The sequence below is a fragment of the Pseudomonas sp. 1121_17 genome, assembly GCF_052850745.1.
The window spans coordinates 234,437-254,128 of record NZ_VXCX01000006.1; the positions used below are offsets into that span (position 1 = coordinate 234,437).

The window sequence follows — 19,692 nt, forward strand, 5'->3', positions numbered from 1 at the left end:
GCAACCACCTGTGCGTGGCAACTGAGCGCATTTGACTCAGGTTGTGATCCTCATCCGGCATAACCGTGACAAATTTGCCATCATGTCTGTTCAACCTGCGGAGAACTCCAACATGCTGCTACGCCCCCTGCTCGCTTCACTGCTGCTGGCTACCGGCCTTGGCGCCCAGGCCGCCACCGAAGTGCTGCCCTTGCAGCACCGCAGCAGTGCCGAGCTGCTGCCCACCGCGCAGGCCTTTATTGGCAAGGAAGGCAGCGTCAGCGCCTTCGAGAACAAGCTGATCGTCAACGCCAGCCCTGAGCGTATTGGCGACTTGCGCGCGCTGTTGCAGCAACTCGACAGCAAAGCCAAGCGCTTGCTGATCAGCGTCGACAACAATGACAGCAGCTTTCAGGACAACCGTGGCAATGCGCGGGTGATTCGCTACGGCACCAGCAACCGGGAGGGCGGCCTGCAGCAGATCCAGGCCAGTGACGGCCAGCCGGCGCTGATCCAGGTTGGCCAGAGCGTGCCAATCACCAGCAGCAGCACCGACGGCTACGGCCGCGTGCAGAGCAACACTGAATATCGCAATGTGACTCAGGGTTTCTATGTCACACCGAGCGTCAGCGGCGACACGGTGCGGCTGGCAATCAGCAGCAATAATGATCGAATGAGCAGCGAACGTCCCGATGTAGTGAAAGTGCAGAGTACCGACACAACCGTGACCGGCAGGCTTGGCGAGTGGATCACTTTGGCCGGGTACAACCAGCAGAGCCAGGCTGAACGGAGTGCGTCAAGCCACAGTTACAGCACGCAACGCGGAGAAAACATGACTTTGCGTGTCAGAGTCGACCTTCTCGACTGAACCCAGGCAATTCGAGGCTTCGACCAAAGGCCTTGAAACTGACTGTGGAGTCGTATTAGACCAAAGATGTAGTAGACCCAGAAAAGCACTACAAAACATTTGACAGGCACTTTTTGACAAGGGCATGATGGCCTCGCTCCCGCTAATCAGAGGCCCTGGCAAGGGTCTTCGAGGCGCGCTCCGGCTACCCCTGGAGGCGTCTCGTGTCTATACGGCCCACAAGGCGGTTCGACCGGATTGCGACTGCAACGAGAAGTTGTCCCGAGGGACGGAAGCGCATCACCGCAGTCACCAGGCAATCCTGTCGCGCCACAGCAAGGCATCCACGAGCCGACCTGTCGCCGCACCTTGCTCGAGCTGCGCCCTCCTTCCCCTTCGAGCCTTGGCGTTCGCCGTCGTACCTCCTTCGAACAGGACAGCCGTCAGGCGCTCTGATCCGCGACTTTTGAGCATCAGCACCACAACTACCCCAAGAATGATGCGACGAGGTTTTAATCACATGGCACTGACACGCGAACAGCAAATTGCAGCCCTCGAGAAAGACTGGGCCGAGAACCCGCGCTGGAAAGGCGTGACCCGTACCTACTCCGCCGCCGATGTCGTTCGTCTGCGTGGCTCGCTGCAACCGGAGCACACCCTCGCCCAGGTTGGCGCCGAGAAACTCTGGAAGCTGGTCACCCAAGGTGCCCACCCGTCCTTCCGTCCGGACAAGGACTTCGTCAACTGCATGGGTGCGCTCACCGGCGGCCAGGCAGTGCAACAGGTCAAAGCCGGCATCCAGGCTATTTACCTGTCCGGCTGGCAGGTTGCCGCCGACAACAACTCGGCAGAGTCGATGTACCCCGATCAGTCGCTGTACCCGGTTGACTCGGTGCCGACCGTGGTCAAGCGCATCAACAACTCGTTCCGCCGTGCCGACCAGATCCAGTGGAAAGCGGGCAAGAACCCGGGCGACGAAGGCTATGTCGACTACTTCGCGCCGATCGTGGCTGACGCCGAAGCCGGTTTCGGCGGCGTGCTCAACGCCTACGAGCTGATGAAGAACATGATCGAAGCGGGCGCCGCAGGCGTGCACTTCGAAGACCAGCTGGCCTCGGTGAAAAAATGCGGCCACATGGGCGGCAAGGTACTGGTACCGACCCAGGAAGCTGTACAGAAGCTGGTGGCTGCGCGCCTGGCTGCTGACGTTGCGGGTGTACCGACCATTATCCTGGCCCGTACAGACGCCAACGCCGCCGACCTGCTGACCAGCGATTGCGACCCGTACGACCAGCCGTTCGTGCTCGGCGAGCGCACCCGTGAAGGTTTCTATAAAGTACGCGCTGGCCTCGATCAGGCAATTTCGCGTGGCCTGGCCTACGCGCCGTATGCCGACCTGATCTGGTGCGAAACCGCCAAGCCAGACCTGGACGAAGCCCGCCGCTTTGCCGAAGCGATCAAGAAGGAATACCCGGACCAGCTGCTGTCGTACAACTGCTCGCCGTCGTTCAACTGGAAGAAGAACCTCGACGACGCAACCATCGCCAAATTCCAGCGCGAGCTGTCGGCGATGGGTTACAAGCACCAGTTCATCACCCTGGCCGGCATCCACAACATGTGGCACGGCATGTTCAACCTGGCGCACGACTATGCGCGCAATGACATGACCGCCTACGTGAAGCTGCAAGAGCAGGAATTCGCCGATGCCAGCAAGGGCTACACCTTTGTTGCGCACCAGCAGGAAGTTGGCACTGGCTACTTTGACGACATGACCACCGTGATCCAGGGTGGCGCTTCGTCGGTGACAGCGCTGACCGGCTCGACCGAGGAAGAGCAGTTCCACTGACATTTCACGCAGCAACAAGCCCGGCGCTGGCTACAGCGCCGGGCTTTTTTTTGCAAGCTGCGACCTCGTGGCACCTGTCAGTTCTGCCAGTACCCCAATATTCACAGCTGAGCGACCATGACGCCTCTCTTAACCTGAAAGCCGGGAGCTACGTGATGGAACAATCTCAAGCTGGACAGATCGATCCCGCATACGCAAAGAACGGGTATTTTTCAGACCTGAAGTTCAATCACCTTGGCCCTGCGTATTTTCTTGAGCAGAGCCAGAAAATGATCCTCACAAGTGCCCACCGGACTGACAAAGGCATCAACATCCTGCGAGTCGACAGCAGCGGCGCACTTGACACCAGTTTCGGCACGCAGGGTGTAACAAGCATCCTGTACCCCACCGCACCGAGAATATTCCTGACCGCAATCGTCACCGACCGTGAGGGACGCATTTTCATTATCGGCGACCTTAACCTTGCGCCCGACCAATACCAGCCTATCGTTTTCCGACTGCTCCCTGATGGTCAGCCGGATCTGGACTTCGGTGGCGAGGTGCCCTATCGGACGTACGACATTCCAGAAGCACAGCCAGATGTTCGCCCGTACTCCAGCGCGGGCGGCGGCATCATAGGTGACGTTCTCTATTTCGCATCCAGAGGAAGAGTAGTAGCCGTCAACCTGGCGGGCGAGCTTCAGCCAGCGTTCAATGGAACCGGCTACTGGGTAGCCACCTATAAAAACGCGGCGGCAATACTGGGGGGAATCGCAGTCAACGCTGACAGCTTGATCGTATCCGTGAGTCCGATACCTACGACAGACTTTGCTGACTCCGTAGTGATCTACAGCCTCACCGCAAGCGGCAAGGTGGATCCCGATTTCGGTAAGCTAGGAGAATTGTTCATCACCATTCCTGGTTTGCCAATGCTGCCAAAGGTGCTTAAGTACGATGCTTACAATGACCGCTTCGTCCTCGCGTGTGCCACCAAAATCAATACCCTAAGCGAGAGCACAGCACTCGTGCGATTTACCCCGGACGGCCGTTTGGACAACACCTTCAACAAAGGACAACCGCTCAGGGTCGAGCGCCCGGGCGAATCGGTCACCCCACTGGATATCGCGTTCAGTCATCAGCCATCGGCAGATGAAAAAATCTACCTCTGCGTGAATGGCCTCAAAAGTGCTTCACCGTTCATGACTGCACGCCTGGATGGCTCAGGCAAATTCGACCCTTTGTATGGAACGGACGGCTGGTCGGCGCTGTCAGGCCCAGGCCTGGCAAACTCGGTTGCCTGCCAGCGTAATGGCCAGCCGCTGTGCACCGCCAGCTTGGAGTCGCTCGACAACGGACGCCAGGGGCTTTTCCTGGTGCGCTTATACGCTTGATGCCTGCCGCATCGGTGACGTCTTGTCGGTCACGGCGCTAACCGGTCCCACCACAGTGAACCGCACACCCCTGCTCATGGCGGCCATCACGCACCGCAAGCGCCCCAAAACCACGTAAAAAGCAAAGCCCCGAATCAGGGGCTATGCTCCTCAAGCAAACTGTCTGCGCGTTGAGATCAACCAACCCATTGATCCAGAGCGGGGCAGACCGTTTAAAAAGCTGCTAGAACGAGAGCCCTTCGCATTTGCAATCAAAAAGCACCGCTAGCAACTTTGCAAGCATCAGACCAAGTAAAATGAACCGCACCACTCCAAACGATATTAATTATCATTACGCAACTTGCATTCCGTTACACGATGCAGGAAACATAATTAACAAAACCAGCCGCAATGCCCGAAAATCAAGGCTTTCAGCCAGTTACAATAGGTTTTTGTTGTTAAACCGAAGAATTAATTTGCCATAGAAATTTTACTTGCTCTTGGTTTACCCATAAAATCAGCGAGATTGATTCAGCTGCGACATTTGGTCACTGCACCCGCGACACCGCGTCGCCGCGTTACTTATTTCAGACTGCAGAGCTGGGTCTCTGTATAAGGATTTCTAGCATGTCGGATTCAGCAGGACTCATCGCCCACAACTGGGGCTTTGCCATCTTCCTTCTGGGTGTCGTCGGCCTATGCGCCTTCATGCTCGGCCTGTCCGCCCTGCTCGGTAGCAAAGCCTGGGGCCGCGCCAAGAACGAACCCTTTGAATCCGGCATGCTGCCAACCGGCGGCGCACGCATGCGCCTGTCGGCAAAATTCTATCTGGTCGCGATGCTATTCGTGATCTTCGATATCGAAGCCCTCTTTCTCTTTGCATGGTCTGTGTCCGTCCGCGAAAGCGGCTGGACCGGATTCGTCGAAGCACTCGTTTTCATAGCAATTCTGTTGGCAGGTCTTGTCTACCTATGGCGCGTCGGGGCCCTCGATTGGGCTCCCGAAGGTCGTCGCAAGCGGCAAGCGAAGCTGAAACAATGAGGCTTTGGCATGCAATACAATCTCACCAGAATCGATCCGGATGCACCCAACGAGCAATATCCGGTCGGTGAGCGGGAAACCGTTACCGACCAACTGCTCGAAGACCAGGTCCACAAGAACATCTACATGGGGAAACTCGAAGATGTGCTGCGTGGTGCGGTCAACTGGGGGCGCAAGAACTCCCTGTGGCCGTATAACTTCGGCCTGTCCTGCTGCTACGTGGAAATGACCACGGCGTTCACGGCACCCCACGACATCGCCCGCTTCGGCGCCGAAGTCATCCGGGCCTCGCCGCGTCAGGCCGACTTCATGGTCATCGCCGGTACCTGCTTCATCAAGATGGCGCCGATCATTCAGCGCCTGTACGAGCAGATGCTCGAACCAAAATGGGTCATTTCCATGGGTTCGTGCGCCAACTCCGGTGGCATGTACGACATCTACTCGGTCGTTCAGGGGGTCGACAAGTTCCTCCCCGTGGATGTCTACGTACCCGGCTGCCCGCCACGCCCCGAGGCGTTCCTGCAAGGCTTGATGCTGCTGCAGGAATCGATCGGGCAAGAACGACGTCCGCTCTCCTGGGTAGTAGGCGATCAAGGCATTTACCGTGCCGAGATGCCTGCCCAGAAAGACCTGCGTCGTGAACAGCGTATTCAGGTCACCAACCTGCGCAGCCCCGACGAAGTCTGATCCAGCGACCTGCCGCCCGCTCCCTCTGGAGCCGGCGGCCTGGCTTCATTCTCTACGTTGACCGAAAGCGACCGAGACCATGACAGCGGACACCGCTATTTATATTCCGCCTTACAAGGCTGACGACCAAGATGTGGTCGTCGAACTGAACAACCGCTTCGGCGCCGACGCTTTCGTCGCCCAAGAGACCCGTACCGGCATGCCGGTGCTGTGGGTCAAGCGCGCCCAACTCAAGGAAGTGTTGGCGTTTCTGCGTAACGTGGCCAAGCCATACAGCATGCTGTTCGACCTGCACGGTGTCGACGAGCGTCTGCGCACTCATCGCCGCGGCCTGCCGGCGGCTGACTTCAGCGTGTTCTACCACCTGCTTTCGGTAGAACGTAACAGCGACGTGATGATCAAGGTCTCACTCAGCGAAGGCGACCTCAACCTGCCTTCGGTGACCGGTATCTGGCCAAATGCCAACTGGTACGAGCGTGAAGTCTGGGACATGTTCGGCATCGACTTTGCCGGCCACCCGCACCTGACCCGTATCCTGATGCCGCCGACCTGGGAAGGTCACCCACTGCGCAAGGACTTCCCGGCGCGCGCTACCGAATTCGATCCGTTCAGCCTGACCCTGGCCAAGCAGCAGCTTGAAGAAGAGTCGGCGCGTTTCAACCCGGAAGCCTGGGGCATGAAGCGTCAGGGCGCCAACGAGGACTACATGTTCCTCAACCTGGGCCCCAACCACCCGTCTGCGCACGGTGCCTTCCGTATCGTCATGCAGCTGGACGGTGAAGAGATCGTCGACTGCGTGCCGGACATCGGTTACCACCATCGTGGCGCCGAGAAGATGGCCGAGCGTCAGTCCTGGCACAGCTTCATCCCGTACACCGACCGTATCGACTACCTCGGTGGGGTGATGAACAACCTGCCGTACGTGCTCGCGGTCGAGAAGCTGGCGGGGATCCAGGTGCCGCAGAAGGTCGACGTGATCCGCATCATGCTCGCCGAGTTCTTCCGCATCACCAGCCACCTGCTGTTCCTGGGCACCTACATCCAGGACGTCGGCGCCATGACGCCGGTGTTCTTCACCTTTACCGATCGCCAGCGCGCCTACACCGTGATCGAAGCGATTACCGGTTTCCGCCTGCACCCGGCCTGGTACCGCATCGGCGGCGTCGCCCACGACCTGCCACGCGGCTGGGAGAAACTGGTCAAGGACTTCGTCGACTGGCTGCCCAAGCGCCTCGACGAGTACAACAAGGCTGCCCTGCAGAACAGCATCCTCAAGGGCCGGACCATCGGCGTTGCCGCCTACAACACCAAAGAGGCCCTCGAATGGGGCGTCACCGGTGCCGGCCTGCGTTCCACTGGCCTGGACTTCGACCTGCGTAAAGCGCGGCCATACTCCGGCTACGAGAACTTTGAGTTCGAAGTGCCGCTGGCCAACAACGGCGATGCCTACGACCGCTGCATGGTCCGCGTCGAAGAGATGCGCCAGAGTATTCGCATCATCGACCAGTGCATGCGCAACATGCCGGAAGGCCCGTACAAGGCGGATCACCCGCTGACCACGCCGCCGCCGAAAGAGCGCACCCTGCAGCACATCGAGACCTTGATCACGCACTTCCTGCAAGTCTCGTGGGGCCCGGTCATGCCGGCCAACGAGTCGTTCCAGATGATCGAAGCGACCAAGGGCATCAACAGTTACTACCTGACGAGCGACGGCGGCACCATGAGCTATCGCACCCGGATTCGTACGCCGAGCTACCCGCACCTGCAGCAGATCCCTTCGGTGATCAAAGGCAGCATGGTCGCGGACATGATCGCGTACCTGGGCAGTATCGACTTCGTTATGGCTGACGTGGACCGCTAAGCATGAATAACACGCTTATCCAAACCGACCGTTTCGCCCTGAGCGAAACCGAGCGCTCGGCCATCGAGCACGAAAAGCACCACTACGAGGACCCGCGTGCGGCGTCCATCGAAGCCCTGAAGATTGTCCAGAAGCAGCGCGGCTGGGTCCCGGACGGCGCCATCTGTGCGATTGGCGAGCTGCTCGGGATCCCTGCCAGCGACGTCGAGGGTGTGGCCACCTTCTACAGCCAGATCTTCCGTCAGCCGGTCGGCCGGCACATCATCCGTGTCTGCGACAGCATGGTCTGCTACATCGGCGGCCACGAGTCGGTGGTCAGCCAGATCCAGAGCGAGCTGGGCATCGGCCTCGGCCAGACCACTGCAGACGGGCGTTTCACCCTGCTGCCGGTGTGCTGCCTGGGCAACTGCGACAAGGCCCCGGCACTGATGATCGACGATGACACCTTTGGCGACGTGCAGCCTGCTGGCGTGACCAAACTGCTGGAGGGTTACGTATGACCATCACTTCCTTCGGCCCGGCCAACCGCATTGCGCGCGCCGCCGAGACTCACCCGCTGACCTGGCGCCTGCGTGACGACGGCGAGCCGATCTGGCTCGACGAGTACCAGGCCAAGGACGGCTACGCCGCTGCCCGCAAGGCACTGGCGCAAATGTCCCAGGACGATATCGTTCAGACCGTCAAGGACGCCGGCCTCAAGGGTCGTGGTGGCGCCGGCTTCCCCACTGGGGTGAAGTGGGGCCTTATGCCCAAAGACGAATCCATGAACATCCGCTACCTGCTGTGCAACGCGGATGAAATGGAGCCCAACACCTGGAAAGACCGCATGCTGATGGAGCAACAGCCCCATCTGCTGGTGGAGGGCATGCTGATCAGCGCCCGCGCCCTCAAGGCCTACCGCGGTTACATCTTCCTGCGTGGCGAATACACCACCGCCGCGAAAAATCTCAACCGTGCGATCGACGAAGCCAAGGCCGCTGGCCTGCTGGGCAAGAACATTCTCGGCAGCGGTTTTGACTTCGAGCTGTTCGTTCACACCGGTGCCGGGCGTTACATCTGCGGTGAAGAAACCGCGCTGATCAACTCGCTCGAAGGCCGCCGCGCCAACCCGCGCTCCAAGCCGCCCTTCCCTGCCGCCGTTGGCGTATGGGGCAAGCCGACCTGCGTGAACAACGTCGAGACCCTGTGCAACGTGCCGGCCATCGTTGGCAATGGCGTTGACTGGTACAAGTCGCTGGCCCGCGAAGGCAGCGAAGACCACGGCACCAAGCTGATGGGCTTCTCCGGCAAGGTGAAAAACCCAGGCCTCTGGGAACTGCCCTTCGGCGTGACCGCCCGTGAGCTGTTCGAAGACTACGCCGGCGGCATGCGCGATGGCTTCAAGCTCAAGTGCTGGCAGCCAGGCGGCGCCGGTACCGGTTTCCTGCTGCCTGAGCACCTTGACGCGCAGATGTACGCCGGCGGCATCGCCAAGGTTGGCACCCGGATGGGTACCGGCCTGGCCATGGCAGTCGACGACAGCGTCAGCATGGTGTCGCTGCTGCGCAACATGGAAGAGTTCTTTGCCCGTGAGTCGTGCGGCTGGTGCACACCGTGCCGTGATGGCTTGCCGTGGAGCGTGAAGATGCTGCGTGCGCTGGAGAACGGCCAGGGCAAGGCAGAAGACATCGAGACGCTGCTGGGCCTGGTCAACTTCCTCGGCCCTGGTCGTACCTTCTGTGCCCACGCACCGGGTGCCGTCGAGCCGCTGGGCAGCGCCATCAAATACTTCCGCTCCGAGTTCGAGGCCGGTGTCGCTGCTACCAGCGAGCACACCCTGCGCCCGGATTTGGCCAAGCCGATCCAGGTCGAACCGACTGTGGCCGGCGCGTAACACATTTGCATGCGGGTGGTCCGTGCCACCCGCCAGCCTCGCAGGCGCGCACGGTATTGATCGATGCGAGCCGCAGGCACACAGATTTCCATTAGCCACGCCCGCTCACGCGGGCCAACGAAGAACTTTGAACCATGGCCACTATCCACGTAGACGGCAAAGCGCTCGAAGTCAACGGTGCAGACAACCTCTTACAGGCCTGTCTGTCGCTCGGCCTCGACATCCCTTATTTCTGCTGGCACCCGGCGCTTGGTAGCGTCGGTGCCTGCCGCCAGTGTGCGGTCAAGCAGTACACCGACGAAAACGACACCCGTGGTCGTATCGTCATGTCCTGCATGACTCCTGCCAGCGATGGCACCTGGATTTCCATCGAAGACGACGAGTCGAAGGCGTTTCGCGCCAGCGTCGTCGAATGGCTGATGACCAACCACCCGCACGACTGCCCGGTCTGCGAAGAAGGCGGTCACTGCCACCTGCAAGACATGACGGTAATGACCGGCCACAACGAGCGCCGTTACCGCTTCACCAAGCGTACCCACCAGAACCAGGACCTCGGCCCGTTCGTCGCACACGAGATGAACCGCTGCATCGCCTGCTACCGCTGCGTGCGCTTCTACAAGGACTACGCCGGCGGCACCGACCTGGGTGTTTACGGCGCCCATGACAACGTCTACTTCGGTCGCGTTGAAGATGGCGTGCTCGAGAGCGAGTTCTCCGGCAACCTCACCGAGGTCTGTCCGACCGGTGTGTTCACCGACAAGACCCACTCCGAGCGTTACAACCGTAAGTGGGACATGCAGTTTGCCCCAAGCATCTGCCATGGCTGCTCGAGCGGTTGCAACATCAGCCCGGGTGAGCGCTACGGCGAACTGCGTCGTATCGAAAACCGCTTCAACGGTTCGGTCAACCAGTACTTCCTGTGCGACCGTGGCCGCTTCGGTTATGGCTACGTCAACCGCAAGGACCGTCCGCGCCAGCCGCTGCTGGCCGATGGCAACAAGCTGAGCGTCGATGCTGCGCTGGACAAGGCTGCCGACCTGCTGCGCGGCCGCACCATCGTTGGTATCGGTTCGCCACGAGCCAGCCTTGAAAGCAACTACGGCCTGCGCGAGTTGGTCGGTGCCGAGTACTTCTACTCCGGTATGGAAGCTGCCGAGCTCAAGCGCGTGCGCCTGGTGCTGGACGTGCTCAACAACAGCCCGCTGCCGGTGCCGACCCTGCGCGACATCGAAGACCACGATGCGGTGTTCGTACTCGGTGAAGACCTGACCCAAACCGCAGCGCGCGTCGCCCTGTCGGTTCGCCAGGCCACCAAAGGCAAGGCCGAGGCCATGGCCGACGCGATGCGCGTGCAGCCGTGGCTCGACGCCGCAGTGAAAAACATCGGTCAGCATGCGCTGTACCCGCTGTTTATCGCCAGCTTGACTGAAACCAAGCTCGACGACGTCGCTGAAGAGTGCGTGCACGCCGCCCCCGCCGACCTGGCGCGCCTGGGCTTCGCCGTTGCCCACGCAATCGATCCAAGTGCTCCAGCGGTAATCGGTCTGGACGACGACGCCAAAGCCCTGGCCCAGCGTATCGCCGATGCATTGGTCGCTGCCCAGCGTCCGCTGGTGGTGTCGGGCGTTTCCCTGGCCGAACCTGCATTGATCGAAGCCGCCGCCAACATCGCCAAAGCCCTCAAGCTGCGCGAGAAGAATGGTTCGCTGAGCCTGGTGGTGCCTGAGGCCAACAGCCTCGGTCTGGCCATGCTCGGTGGCGATTCGGTGGACGCTGCGCTGGATGCGGTCATCAGCGGCAAAGCTGACGCTATTGTCGTTGTCGAAAACGACCTGTACGCCCGTGTTCCGGCGGCCAAGGTCGACGCTGCTCTGGCTGCGGCCAAGGTGGTCATCGTTGCCGACCACTCCAAGACCGCCACCAGCGAGCGCGCTCACCTGGTCCTGCCGGCGGCATCGTTTGCCGAAGGCGACGGTACCCTGGTCAGCCAGGAAGGCCGCGCCCAGCGCTTCTTCCAGGTGTTCGACCCGACCTACATGGACAGCAGCATCCAGATCCACGAAGGCTGGCGCTGGATGCACGCCCTGCGCGCGACCCTGCTCAACAAGCCGGTCGACTGGACTCAGCTGGACCACGTCACCAGCGCCTGCGCTAGCGCCACGCCGCAACTGGCCGCGATCGTCAACGCCGCGCCTAGCGCTGCGTTCCGCATCAAGGGCCTGAAGCTTGCCCGTGAGCCGCTGCGCTACTCCGGCCGTACGGCCATGCGCGCCAACATCAGCGTGCACGAGCCGCGTACTCCGCAAGACAAGGACACCGCGTTCGCCTTCTCCATGGAAGGCTACTCGGGTTCGGTCGAACCGCGCCAACAAGTGCCGTTCGCCTGGTCGCCGGGCTGGAACTCGCCGCAAGCCTGGAACAAGTTTCAGGATGAGGTCGGTGGCCATCTGCGTGCAGGTGACCCAGGCGTGCGCCTGATCGAGTCGCAGGGTGACCGTCTGAACTGGTTCAGCGCGATCCCGGCAGCGTTCAGCCCGGCCCGCGGTACCTGGACGGCGGTGCCGTTGTTCCACCTGTTCGGCAGCGAAGAAACCTCCTCGCGCGCTGCACCGGTGCAAGAGCGCATCCAGCCGGCCTATGTGGCCCTGGCCAAGTCCGAAGCAGACCGCCTCGGCGTCAACGAAGGCACGCTGCTCAGCCTGACCGTCGCTGGCGTCTCGCTGCGCCTGCCGCTGCGTATCAATGAACAGCTGGGCGCAGGCCTGGTCGCGTTGCCGAAAGGCCTGGCCGGGATTCCACCGGCCATCTTCGGTGCATCCGTCGAAGGCCTGCAGGAGGCAGCACAATGACCTGGTTCACCCCCGAAGTGATCGACGCGATCATCGCCGTGGTCAAGGCCGTTGTGGTCTTGCTCGCGGTAGTGGTCTGCGGCGCGCTGCTCAGCTTTGTCGAGCGGCGCCTGCTGGGCTGGTGGCAGGACCGTTACGGTCCGAACCGGGTTGGCCCGTTCGGCATGTTCCAGATCGCAGCCGACATGCTGAAGATGTTCTTCAAGGAAGACTGGAACCCGCCGTTCGTTGATCGGGTGATCTTCACCCTGGCACCCGTAGTGGCCATGAGCGCACTGCTGATTGCCTTCTCGATCATCCCGATCACCCCAAGCTGGGGTGTTGCCGACCTGAACATCGGCCTGCTGTTCTTCTTCGCCATGGCCGGCTTGTCGGTCTATGCGGTGTTGTTCGCAGGCTGGTCGTCGAACAACAAGTACGCCCTGCTCGGTGCCCTGCGGGCCTCGGCGCAGACTGTGTCGTACGAAGTGTTCCTGGGCCTGGCGCTGATGGGCGTGGTGGTGCAGGTCGGCTCGTTCAACATGCGCGACATCGTCGAGTACCAAGCGCAGAACCTGTGGTTCATCATTCCGCAGTTCTTTGGCTTCTGCACCTTCTTCATCGCTGGCGTGGCCGTGACTCACCGTCACCCCTTCGACCAGCCAGAGGCCGAGCAGGAACTGGCCGACGGTTACCACATTGAATATGCCGGCATGAAGTGGGGCATGTTCTTCGTCGGTGAGTACATCGGCATCATCCTCATCTCGGCGCTGCTGGTAACGCTGTTCTTCGGTGGCTGGCATGGCCCGTTCGGCATCCTGCCGCAGGTGCCGTTCCTCTGGTTCGCCCTGAAGACCGCGTTCTTCATCATGCTGTTCATCCTGCTCCGTGCGTCGATCCCGCGTCCGCGCTACGACCAGGTGATGGATTTCAGCTGGAAGTTCTGCCTGCCGCTGACTCTGATCAATTTGCTGGTGACCGCTGCGATCGTGCTTTACAACACGCCAGCCGTCGCGGCCCAGTGAGGATTTGACCCATGTTCAAGTATATCGGCGACATCGTTAAGGGCACCGGCACGCAGCTGCGCAGCCTGGCCATGGTGTTCTCCCACGGGTTCCGCAAGCGCGACACCCTGCAATACCCAGAAGAAGCTGTGTACCTGCCGCCGCGCTATCGCGGCCGCATCGTCCTCACCCGCGACCCCGATGGTGAGGAGCGTTGCGTAGCCTGCAACCTCTGCGCGGTGGCCTGCCCGGTCGGCTGCATTTCGTTGCAGAAAGCCGAGACCGAGGACGGTCGCTGGTACCCGGAGTTCTTCCGCATCAACTTCTCGCGCTGCATCTTCTGCGGCCTGTGCGAAGAAGCCTGCCCGACCACCGCAATCCAGCTGACTCCGGATTTCGAAATGGCCGAGTTCAAGCGTCAGGACCTGGTGTACGAGAAAGAAGATCTGCTGATCTCCGGCCCCGGCAAATACCCTGACTACAACTTCTACCGTGTTGCGGGCATGGCAATCGCTGGCAAGCCGAAAGGCGCTGCACAGAACGAAGCCGAGCCGATCAACGTGAAGAGCTTGCTCCCATAAGGACAGAAAGATGGAATTCGCTTTCTACTTTGCATCCGGGATTGCCGTGGTTTCCACCCTGCGGGTGGTTACCGGCACCAACCCCGTACACGCCCTGCTCTACCTGATCATTTCGCTGATTTCCGTGGCGATGATCTTCTTCTCGCTGGGTGCACCGTTTGCCGGTGCCCTGGAAGTGATCGCGTACGCCGGCGCCATCATGGTGCTGTTCGTGTTCGTGGTGATGATGCTCAATCTGGGGCCGGCTTCGGTCGCCCAGGAACGCGGCTGGCTGACCCCAGGGATCTGGGCCGGGCCTGTGCTGCTGGGCGCCTTGCTGCTGGCTGAATTGCTCTATGTGCTGTTCGTTGCGCCAAGCGGCGCGGGCATCAGCGGCACCACCGTGGAGGCCAAGACCGTCGGCATCAGCCTGTTCGGTCCGTATCTGCTGGTGGTCGAACTGGCTTCGATGCTGCTGCTTGCGGCGGCCGTCACCGCCTTCCATTTGGGCCGCAACGAGGCGAAGGAGTAAATCATGGGTGCTATCCCGATGGAACACGGCCTGGCAGTCGCCGGCATTCTGTTCTGCCTTGGTCTGGTTGGCCTGATGGTCCGCCGCAACATTCTCTTCGTGCTCATGAGCCTGGAAGTCATGATGAACGCTTGTGCGCTGGCGTTTATCGTCGCCGGCGCGCGTTGGGTACAGCCCGACGGCCAGGTCATGTTCATTCTGGTGATCAGCCTGGCAGCCGCCGAGGCCAGCATTGGCCTGGCGATCCTGCTGCAGCTGTATCGCCGCTTCCACACTCTCGACATCGATGCTGCCAGTGAGATGCGCGGATGAACCTTCTCTTCCTGACTTTCGTCTTCCCGTTGTTGGGCTTCCTGCTGCTGTCGTTCTCGCGCGGGCGGTTTTCGGAGAACCTCTCGGCGCTGATCGGCGTTGGCTCGATCGGCCTTTCGGCTGCTGTTTCGGCCTATGTCATCTGGCAATTCAACGTTGCCCCGCCTGAGGGCGGCGCCTACAGCCAATTGCTCTGGCAGTGGATGTCGGTGGATGGCTTTGCGCCGAGCTTCACCCTCTACCTGGACGGCCTGTCGGTGACCATGCTTGGCGTGGTCACCGGTGTCGGCTTCCTGATCCACCTGTTCGCCTCCTGGTACATGCGTGGCGAAGCCGGCTATTCGCGCTTCTTCTCGTACACCAACCTGTTCATCGCCAGCATGCTGTTCCTGATCCTGGGCGATAACCTGCTGTTCATCTACTTCGGCTGGGAAGGCGTGGGCCTGTGCTCGTACCTGTTGATCGGTTTCTATTACAGCAACCGCAACAACGGTAACGCCGCACTCAAGGCCTTTGTCGTGACCCGTATCGGCGACGTGTTCATGGCCATCGGCATGTTCATTCTGTTCGCCCAGCTGGGTACCTTGAATGTGCAGGAACTGCTGGTGCTGGCACCGCAGAAGTTCCAGGCTGGTGATACCTGGATGGTACTGGCAACGCTGATGTTGCTCGGCGGTGCGGTCGGTAAATCGGCGCAGCTGCCGTTGCAGACCTGGTTGGCTGACGCCATGGCTGGCCCGACGCCAGTTTCGGCACTGATCCACGCCGCGACCATGGTCACGGCTGGCGTCTACCTGATCGCGCGTACCCACGGCTTGTTCGCCCTGGCGCCGGATATCCTCCACCTGGTCGGTATCGTTGGCGGTGTGACCCTGGTACTGGCCGGCTTTGCCGCGCTGGTGCAGACCGACATCAAGCGGATCCTCGCCTACTCGACCATGAGCCAGATCGGCTACATGTTCCTGGCCCTGGGCGTTGGTGCCTGGGAAGGCGCGATCTTCCACCTGATGACCCACGCCTTCTTCAAGGCGCTGCTGTTCCTTGCTTCCGGTGCGGTGATCGTTGCCTGCCACCACGAGCAGAACATCTTCAAGATGGGCGGTCTGTGGAAGAAACTGCCACTGGCCTACGCCAGCTTCGTGGTCGGTGGTGCAGCGCTGGCTGCCCTGCCGATCCTGACCGCAGGCTTCTACTCCAAGGACGAGATCCTCTGGGAAGCGTTCGCCAGCGGCAACAGCGGCCTGCTCTACGCTGGCCTGCTCGGCGCGTTCATGACCTCGCTGTACACCTTCCGCCTGATCTTCATTGCCTTCCATGGCGAAGCCAAGACCGAAGCCCATGCTGGCCACGGGATTTCCCACTGGCTGCCACTGGGCACGCTGATCGTGCTGTCGACCTTTGTCGGTGCCTGGATCCATCCACCACTGGCGGGTGTGCTGCCGCAGAGCGTCGGCCATGCCGGTGGCGAAGCCAAGCACAGCCTGGAAATCGCCTCGGGCGCCATTGCCATCGCCGGTATCCTGCTCGCGGCCATGCTGTTCCTGGGCAAGCGTCGCCTGGTCACGGCCATCGCCAACAGCGGCATCGGTCGCCTGCTCACGGCCTGGTGGTTCGCCGCCTGGGGCTTTGACTGGATCTACGACAAGCTGTTCGTCAAACCTTACCTGCTGATCTGCCACTTGCTGCGCAAGGACCCGGTAGATCGCGGCATCGGCCTGATTCCTCGGCTGGCACGTGGCGGTCATGTCGCCATGAGCAAGACCGAGACCGGCCAGCTGCGCTGGTACACCGCTTCGATCGCCGTAGGTGCAGTACTCGTACTCGGCGCCGTGCTGGTGGCTGCGGTATGACTTTCACACTTGCGAACCTTGCGACTTTGCCAAAGGAAACGAACCCGTCATGATTTTGCCTTGGCTGATCCTGATTCCCTTCATCGGCGGCTTCCTGTGCTGGCTGGGTGAGCGCTTCGGCTCTACCCTGCCGCGCTGGATTGCACTGCTGACCATGTCCCTGTTGCTCGGTATCGGCCTCTGGCTGTGGGCCAACGGTGACTACACCCTCGCCCCTGCTCCGGGCGCCGAACCTGCCTGGGCCTTCGAATACAAAGTCGAATGGATCAAGCGCTTCGGCATCAGCATCCACCTGGCGCTGGATGGTCTGTCGCTGCTGATGATCCTGCTCACCGGCCTGCTCGGTGTGCTTTCGGTGCTGTGCTCGTGGAAAGAAATCCAGCGCCACGTCGGCTTCTTCCACCTCAACCTGATGTGGATTCTGGGTGGCGTGGTCGGTGTGTTCCTGGCACTGGACCTGTTCCTGTTCTTCTTCTTCTGGGAAATGATGCTGGTGCCGATGTACTTCCTCATCGCGCTCTGGGGTCACAGCTCGGCGGATGGCAAGAAGACCCGGATCTACGCGGCGACCAAGTTCTTCATCTTCACCCAGGCCAGCGGTCTGATCATGCTGGTGGCGATTCTCGCCCTGGTACTGGTCAACTACGGCAACACTGGCGTCATCACCTTCAACTACAGCGACCTGCTCAAGGCCGACCTGCCGGCCGGTACCGAGTACCTGCTGATGCTGGGCTTCTTCATTGCCTTCGCGGTGAAGCTGCCGGTAGTGCCGTTCCACTCGTGGTTGCCTGATGCTCACGCCCAGGCGCCGACTGCCGGTTCCGTCGACCTCGCCGGTATCCTGCTGAAAACCGCTGCCTATGGCCTGCTGCGCTTTGCCCTGCCGCTGTTCCCGAACGCGTCGGCCGAGTTTGCCCCGATCGCCATGACCCTGGGCTTGATCGGTATCTTTTACGGGGCCTTCCTGGCCTTCGCGCAGACCGACATCAAGCGCTTGATCGCCTTCTCCAGCGTCTCGCACATGGGCTTCGTGCTGATCGGTATTTACTCCGGCAGCCAGCAAGCCCTGCAAGGCGCGGTGATCCAGATGCTGGCCCACGGTGTTTCGGCTGCCGCGCTGTTCATCCTCAGCGGCCAGCTGTACGAGCGCCTGCATACCCGTGACATGCGTGAAATGGGCGGTCTGTGGCACCGTATCGCCTACTTGCCGGCCATCAGCCTGTTCTTTGCAGCTGCTTCGCTGGGCTTGCCGGGCACCGGCAACTTCGTCGGCGAGTTCCTGATCCTGATCGGCAGCTTCGCCCACGTGCCGTGGTTCACCGTGATTGCCACCACTGGCCTGGTGTTCGGTTCGGTCTACTCGCTGATCATGATCCACCGCGCCTACTTCGGCCCAAGCAAGTCCGAGACTGTGCTTGCTGGCATGGACGGCCGCGAGCTGATCATGGTGCTCGGCCTGGCCGTGTTGCTGATCGTGCTCGGCGTCTACCCGCAGCCGTTCCTCGACACCTCTGCCGCCACCATGAGTGGCGTGCAGCAGTGGCTCGGTTCCGCATTCACTCAACTCGCTTCGGCACGGTAAGAGCGCTATGGAATTCACCACTCAACACTTCATTGCATTGGCGCCGATGCTGATCACCACACTCACCACGGTTGTGGTGATGCTGGCGATCGCCTGGAAGCGCAACCACTCGCAGACCTTCCTGCTGTCGACCATCGGTCTCAACGCTGCACTGCTGTCGATCCTGCCAGCACTGAAAGTCGCACCGCTGGCGATCACCCCGTTGATAACCATCGACAAGTTCGCCTGCCTGTACATGGCGATCATGCTGGTCGCTACCCTGGCCTGCGTAACCCTGGCCCATGCTTATCTGGGCGAAGGCTCCAAAGGCTACCCGGGTAACCGCGAAGAGCTCTACCTGCTGCTGCTCATGTCGGCACTGGGCGGCCTGGTGCTGGTCAGCGCCAACCACCTGGCGGGCCTGTTCATCGGTCTGGAGCTGCTCTCGGTGCCGGTCTACGGGCTGGTGGCGTACGCGTTCTTCAACAAGCGATCGCTGGAAGCCGGTATCAAGTACATGGTGCTGTCGGCTGCAGGTTCTGCGTTCCTGCTGTTCGGTATGGCGCTGCTGTATGCCGATGCAGGCACCCTAAGCTTCGACGGTATCGCCAAGGCGCTGGCCAGCACCAACATGCCAAGCCTGCTGGCTCAGATGGGCCTGGGCATGATGCTGGTCGGTCTGGCCTTCAAGCTGTCGCTGGTACCATTCCACCTGTGGACCCCGGACGTCTACGAAGGCGCCCCGGCGCCGGTCGCAGCGTTCCTGGCCACCGCCAGCAAGGTTGCCGTGTTCGCGGTGCTGATGCGTCTGTACATGATCTCGCCTGCTGCCAGCAGCGGTGTACTGAGCACCGTGCTGGCGGTAATCGCCGTGGCCTCGATCCTGATCGGTAACCTGTTGGCGCTGACCCAGAGCAACCTCAAGCGTCTGCTCGGTTACTCGTCCATCGCCCACTTCGGCTACCTGTTGATCGCATTGATCGCCAGCAAAGGCCTGGCCATGGAAGCCATGGGTGTGTACCTGGTCACCTACGTGATCACCAGCCTTGGCGCGTTTGGCGTGATCACGCTGATGTCGTCGCCATACGCCGGCCGTGACGCCGACGCCCTGTACGAGTATCGCGGCCTGTTCTGGCGTCGTCCGTACCTGACTGCGGTGATGACCGTGATGATGCTGTCGCTGGCGGGTATACCGCTGACCGCAGGCTTCATCGGCAAGTTCTACATCATCGCCACTGGCGTCGAGTCGCAACTGTGGTGGTTGGTCGGTGCACTGGTGATTGGTAGCGCCATCGGCGTCTACTACTACCTGCGCGTCATGGTCACCCTGTACCTGGTAGAGCCGAACCTGCGTCGCCACGACGCGCCGCTGAAGTGGGAGCAGCAGACCGGTGGCGTGATGCTGCTGGCAATTGCCCTGCTGGCGTTCGTGCTTGGCGTGTACCCGCAACCGCTGCTGGAGATGGTTCAGCAGGCAGGTCTGCACCTGATCGGCTGATTGCGCTGATCATCGACAAAACCCCGCTTCGGCGGGGTTTTGTTATTTCAGGGGGTCAATAAAC

At 61.0% G+C, this 19,692-nt stretch carries 16 protein-coding genes; all 16 read left to right on the plus strand.

What is annotated here, in order from left to right:
• Nucleotides 1-112: 112 nt before the first annotated feature.
• The 16 genes from FW789_RS14085 (at nt 113) to nuoN (ending at nt 19,628) form a co-directional block, all read left to right on the plus strand.
• Entirely contained in the window at nt 113-847 is a 735-nt protein-coding gene (locus FW789_RS14085; RefSeq protein ID WP_103438737.1) for a secretin N-terminal domain-containing protein, read from the plus strand.
• Between the two features lie 499 nt (nt 848-1,346).
• A complete protein-coding gene (gene aceA / locus FW789_RS14090; protein ID WP_101318394.1) occupies nt 1,347-2,672 on the plus strand; it encodes an isocitrate lyase in 1,326 nt (441 codons plus the stop codon).
• A gap of 155 nt (nt 2,673-2,827) precedes the next feature.
• Nucleotides 2,828-4,042, plus strand: coding sequence for a hypothetical protein (locus tag FW789_RS14095; protein WP_446431629.1), 1,215 nt, complete (start codon nt 2,828-2,830; stop codon nt 4,040-4,042).
• Between the two features lie 606 nt (nt 4,043-4,648).
• Complete coding sequence (locus FW789_RS14100) at nt 4,649-5,062, plus strand: NADH-quinone oxidoreductase subunit A (protein ID WP_101318392.1); 414 nt, start codon at nt 4,649-4,651, stop codon at nt 5,060-5,062.
• Nucleotides 5,063-5,071: 9 nt separating this feature from the next.
• The gene (locus FW789_RS14105) at nt 5,072-5,749 is read left to right on the plus strand and encodes an NADH-quinone oxidoreductase subunit B (RefSeq protein ID WP_101318390.1); all 678 of its coding nucleotides are present in this window, start codon (nt 5,072-5,074) and stop codon (nt 5,747-5,749) included.
• A gap of 79 nt (nt 5,750-5,828) precedes the next feature.
• The gene (gene nuoC / locus FW789_RS14110) at nt 5,829-7,610 is read left to right on the plus strand and encodes an NADH-quinone oxidoreductase subunit C/D (protein ID WP_101318388.1); all 1,782 of its coding nucleotides are present in this window, start codon (nt 5,829-5,831) and stop codon (nt 7,608-7,610) included.
• Nucleotides 7,611-7,612: 2 nt separating this feature from the next.
• On the plus strand, nt 7,613-8,110 hold the full coding sequence (nuoE, locus tag FW789_RS14115) for an NADH-quinone oxidoreductase subunit NuoE (RefSeq protein ID WP_446431630.1): 498 nt from the start codon (nt 7,613-7,615) through the stop codon (nt 8,108-8,110).
• Nucleotides 8,107-9,483, plus strand: coding sequence for an NADH-quinone oxidoreductase subunit NuoF (gene nuoF / locus FW789_RS14120; protein WP_101318384.1), 1,377 nt, complete (start codon nt 8,107-8,109; stop codon nt 9,481-9,483). The genes nuoE and nuoF overlap by 4 nt, the downstream gene beginning before the upstream one ends.
• Before the next feature lie 134 nt (nt 9,484-9,617).
• Nucleotides 9,618-12,332, plus strand: coding sequence for an NADH-quinone oxidoreductase subunit NuoG (gene nuoG / locus FW789_RS14125; protein WP_103436827.1), 2,715 nt, complete (start codon nt 9,618-9,620; stop codon nt 12,330-12,332).
• A complete protein-coding gene (gene nuoH / locus FW789_RS14130) occupies nt 12,329-13,336 on the plus strand; it encodes an NADH-quinone oxidoreductase subunit NuoH (RefSeq protein WP_101318381.1) in 1,008 nt (335 codons plus the stop codon). Before nuoG ends, nuoH begins: the two co-directional genes overlap by 4 nt.
• 11 nt (nt 13,337-13,347) lie before the next feature.
• Nucleotides 13,348-13,896, plus strand: a complete 549-nt coding sequence (gene nuoI / locus FW789_RS14135) for an NADH-quinone oxidoreductase subunit NuoI (protein ID WP_101318379.1) — start codon at nt 13,348-13,350, stop codon at nt 13,894-13,896.
• A 10-nt stretch (nt 13,897-13,906) separates the two neighbouring features.
• Nucleotides 13,907-14,407 (plus strand): NADH-quinone oxidoreductase subunit J, encoded by a 501-nt coding sequence (gene nuoJ, locus FW789_RS14140; protein WP_103436826.1) that lies wholly within the window; start codon nt 13,907-13,909, stop codon nt 14,405-14,407.
• Between the two features lie 3 nt (nt 14,408-14,410).
• Nucleotides 14,411-14,719: an NADH-quinone oxidoreductase subunit NuoK gene (gene nuoK / locus FW789_RS14145; protein ID WP_103436825.1), complete on the plus strand. Its 309-nt coding sequence runs from the start codon at nt 14,411-14,413 to the stop codon at nt 14,717-14,719.
• Nucleotides 14,716-16,569, plus strand: a complete 1,854-nt coding sequence (nuoL, locus tag FW789_RS14150) for an NADH-quinone oxidoreductase subunit L (RefSeq protein WP_101318373.1) — start codon at nt 14,716-14,718, stop codon at nt 16,567-16,569. Before nuoK ends, nuoL begins: the two co-directional genes overlap by 4 nt.
• A gap of 49 nt (nt 16,570-16,618) precedes the next feature.
• Nucleotides 16,619-18,151, plus strand: a complete 1,533-nt coding sequence (gene nuoM, locus FW789_RS14155) for an NADH-quinone oxidoreductase subunit M (protein ID WP_101318371.1) — start codon at nt 16,619-16,621, stop codon at nt 18,149-18,151.
• A gap of 7 nt (nt 18,152-18,158) precedes the next feature.
• Nucleotides 18,159-19,628 (plus strand): NADH-quinone oxidoreductase subunit NuoN, encoded by a 1,470-nt coding sequence (gene nuoN / locus FW789_RS14160; RefSeq protein WP_186701572.1) that lies wholly within the window; start codon nt 18,159-18,161, stop codon nt 19,626-19,628.
• The last annotated feature ends 64 nt before the right edge of the window (nt 19,629-19,692 follow it).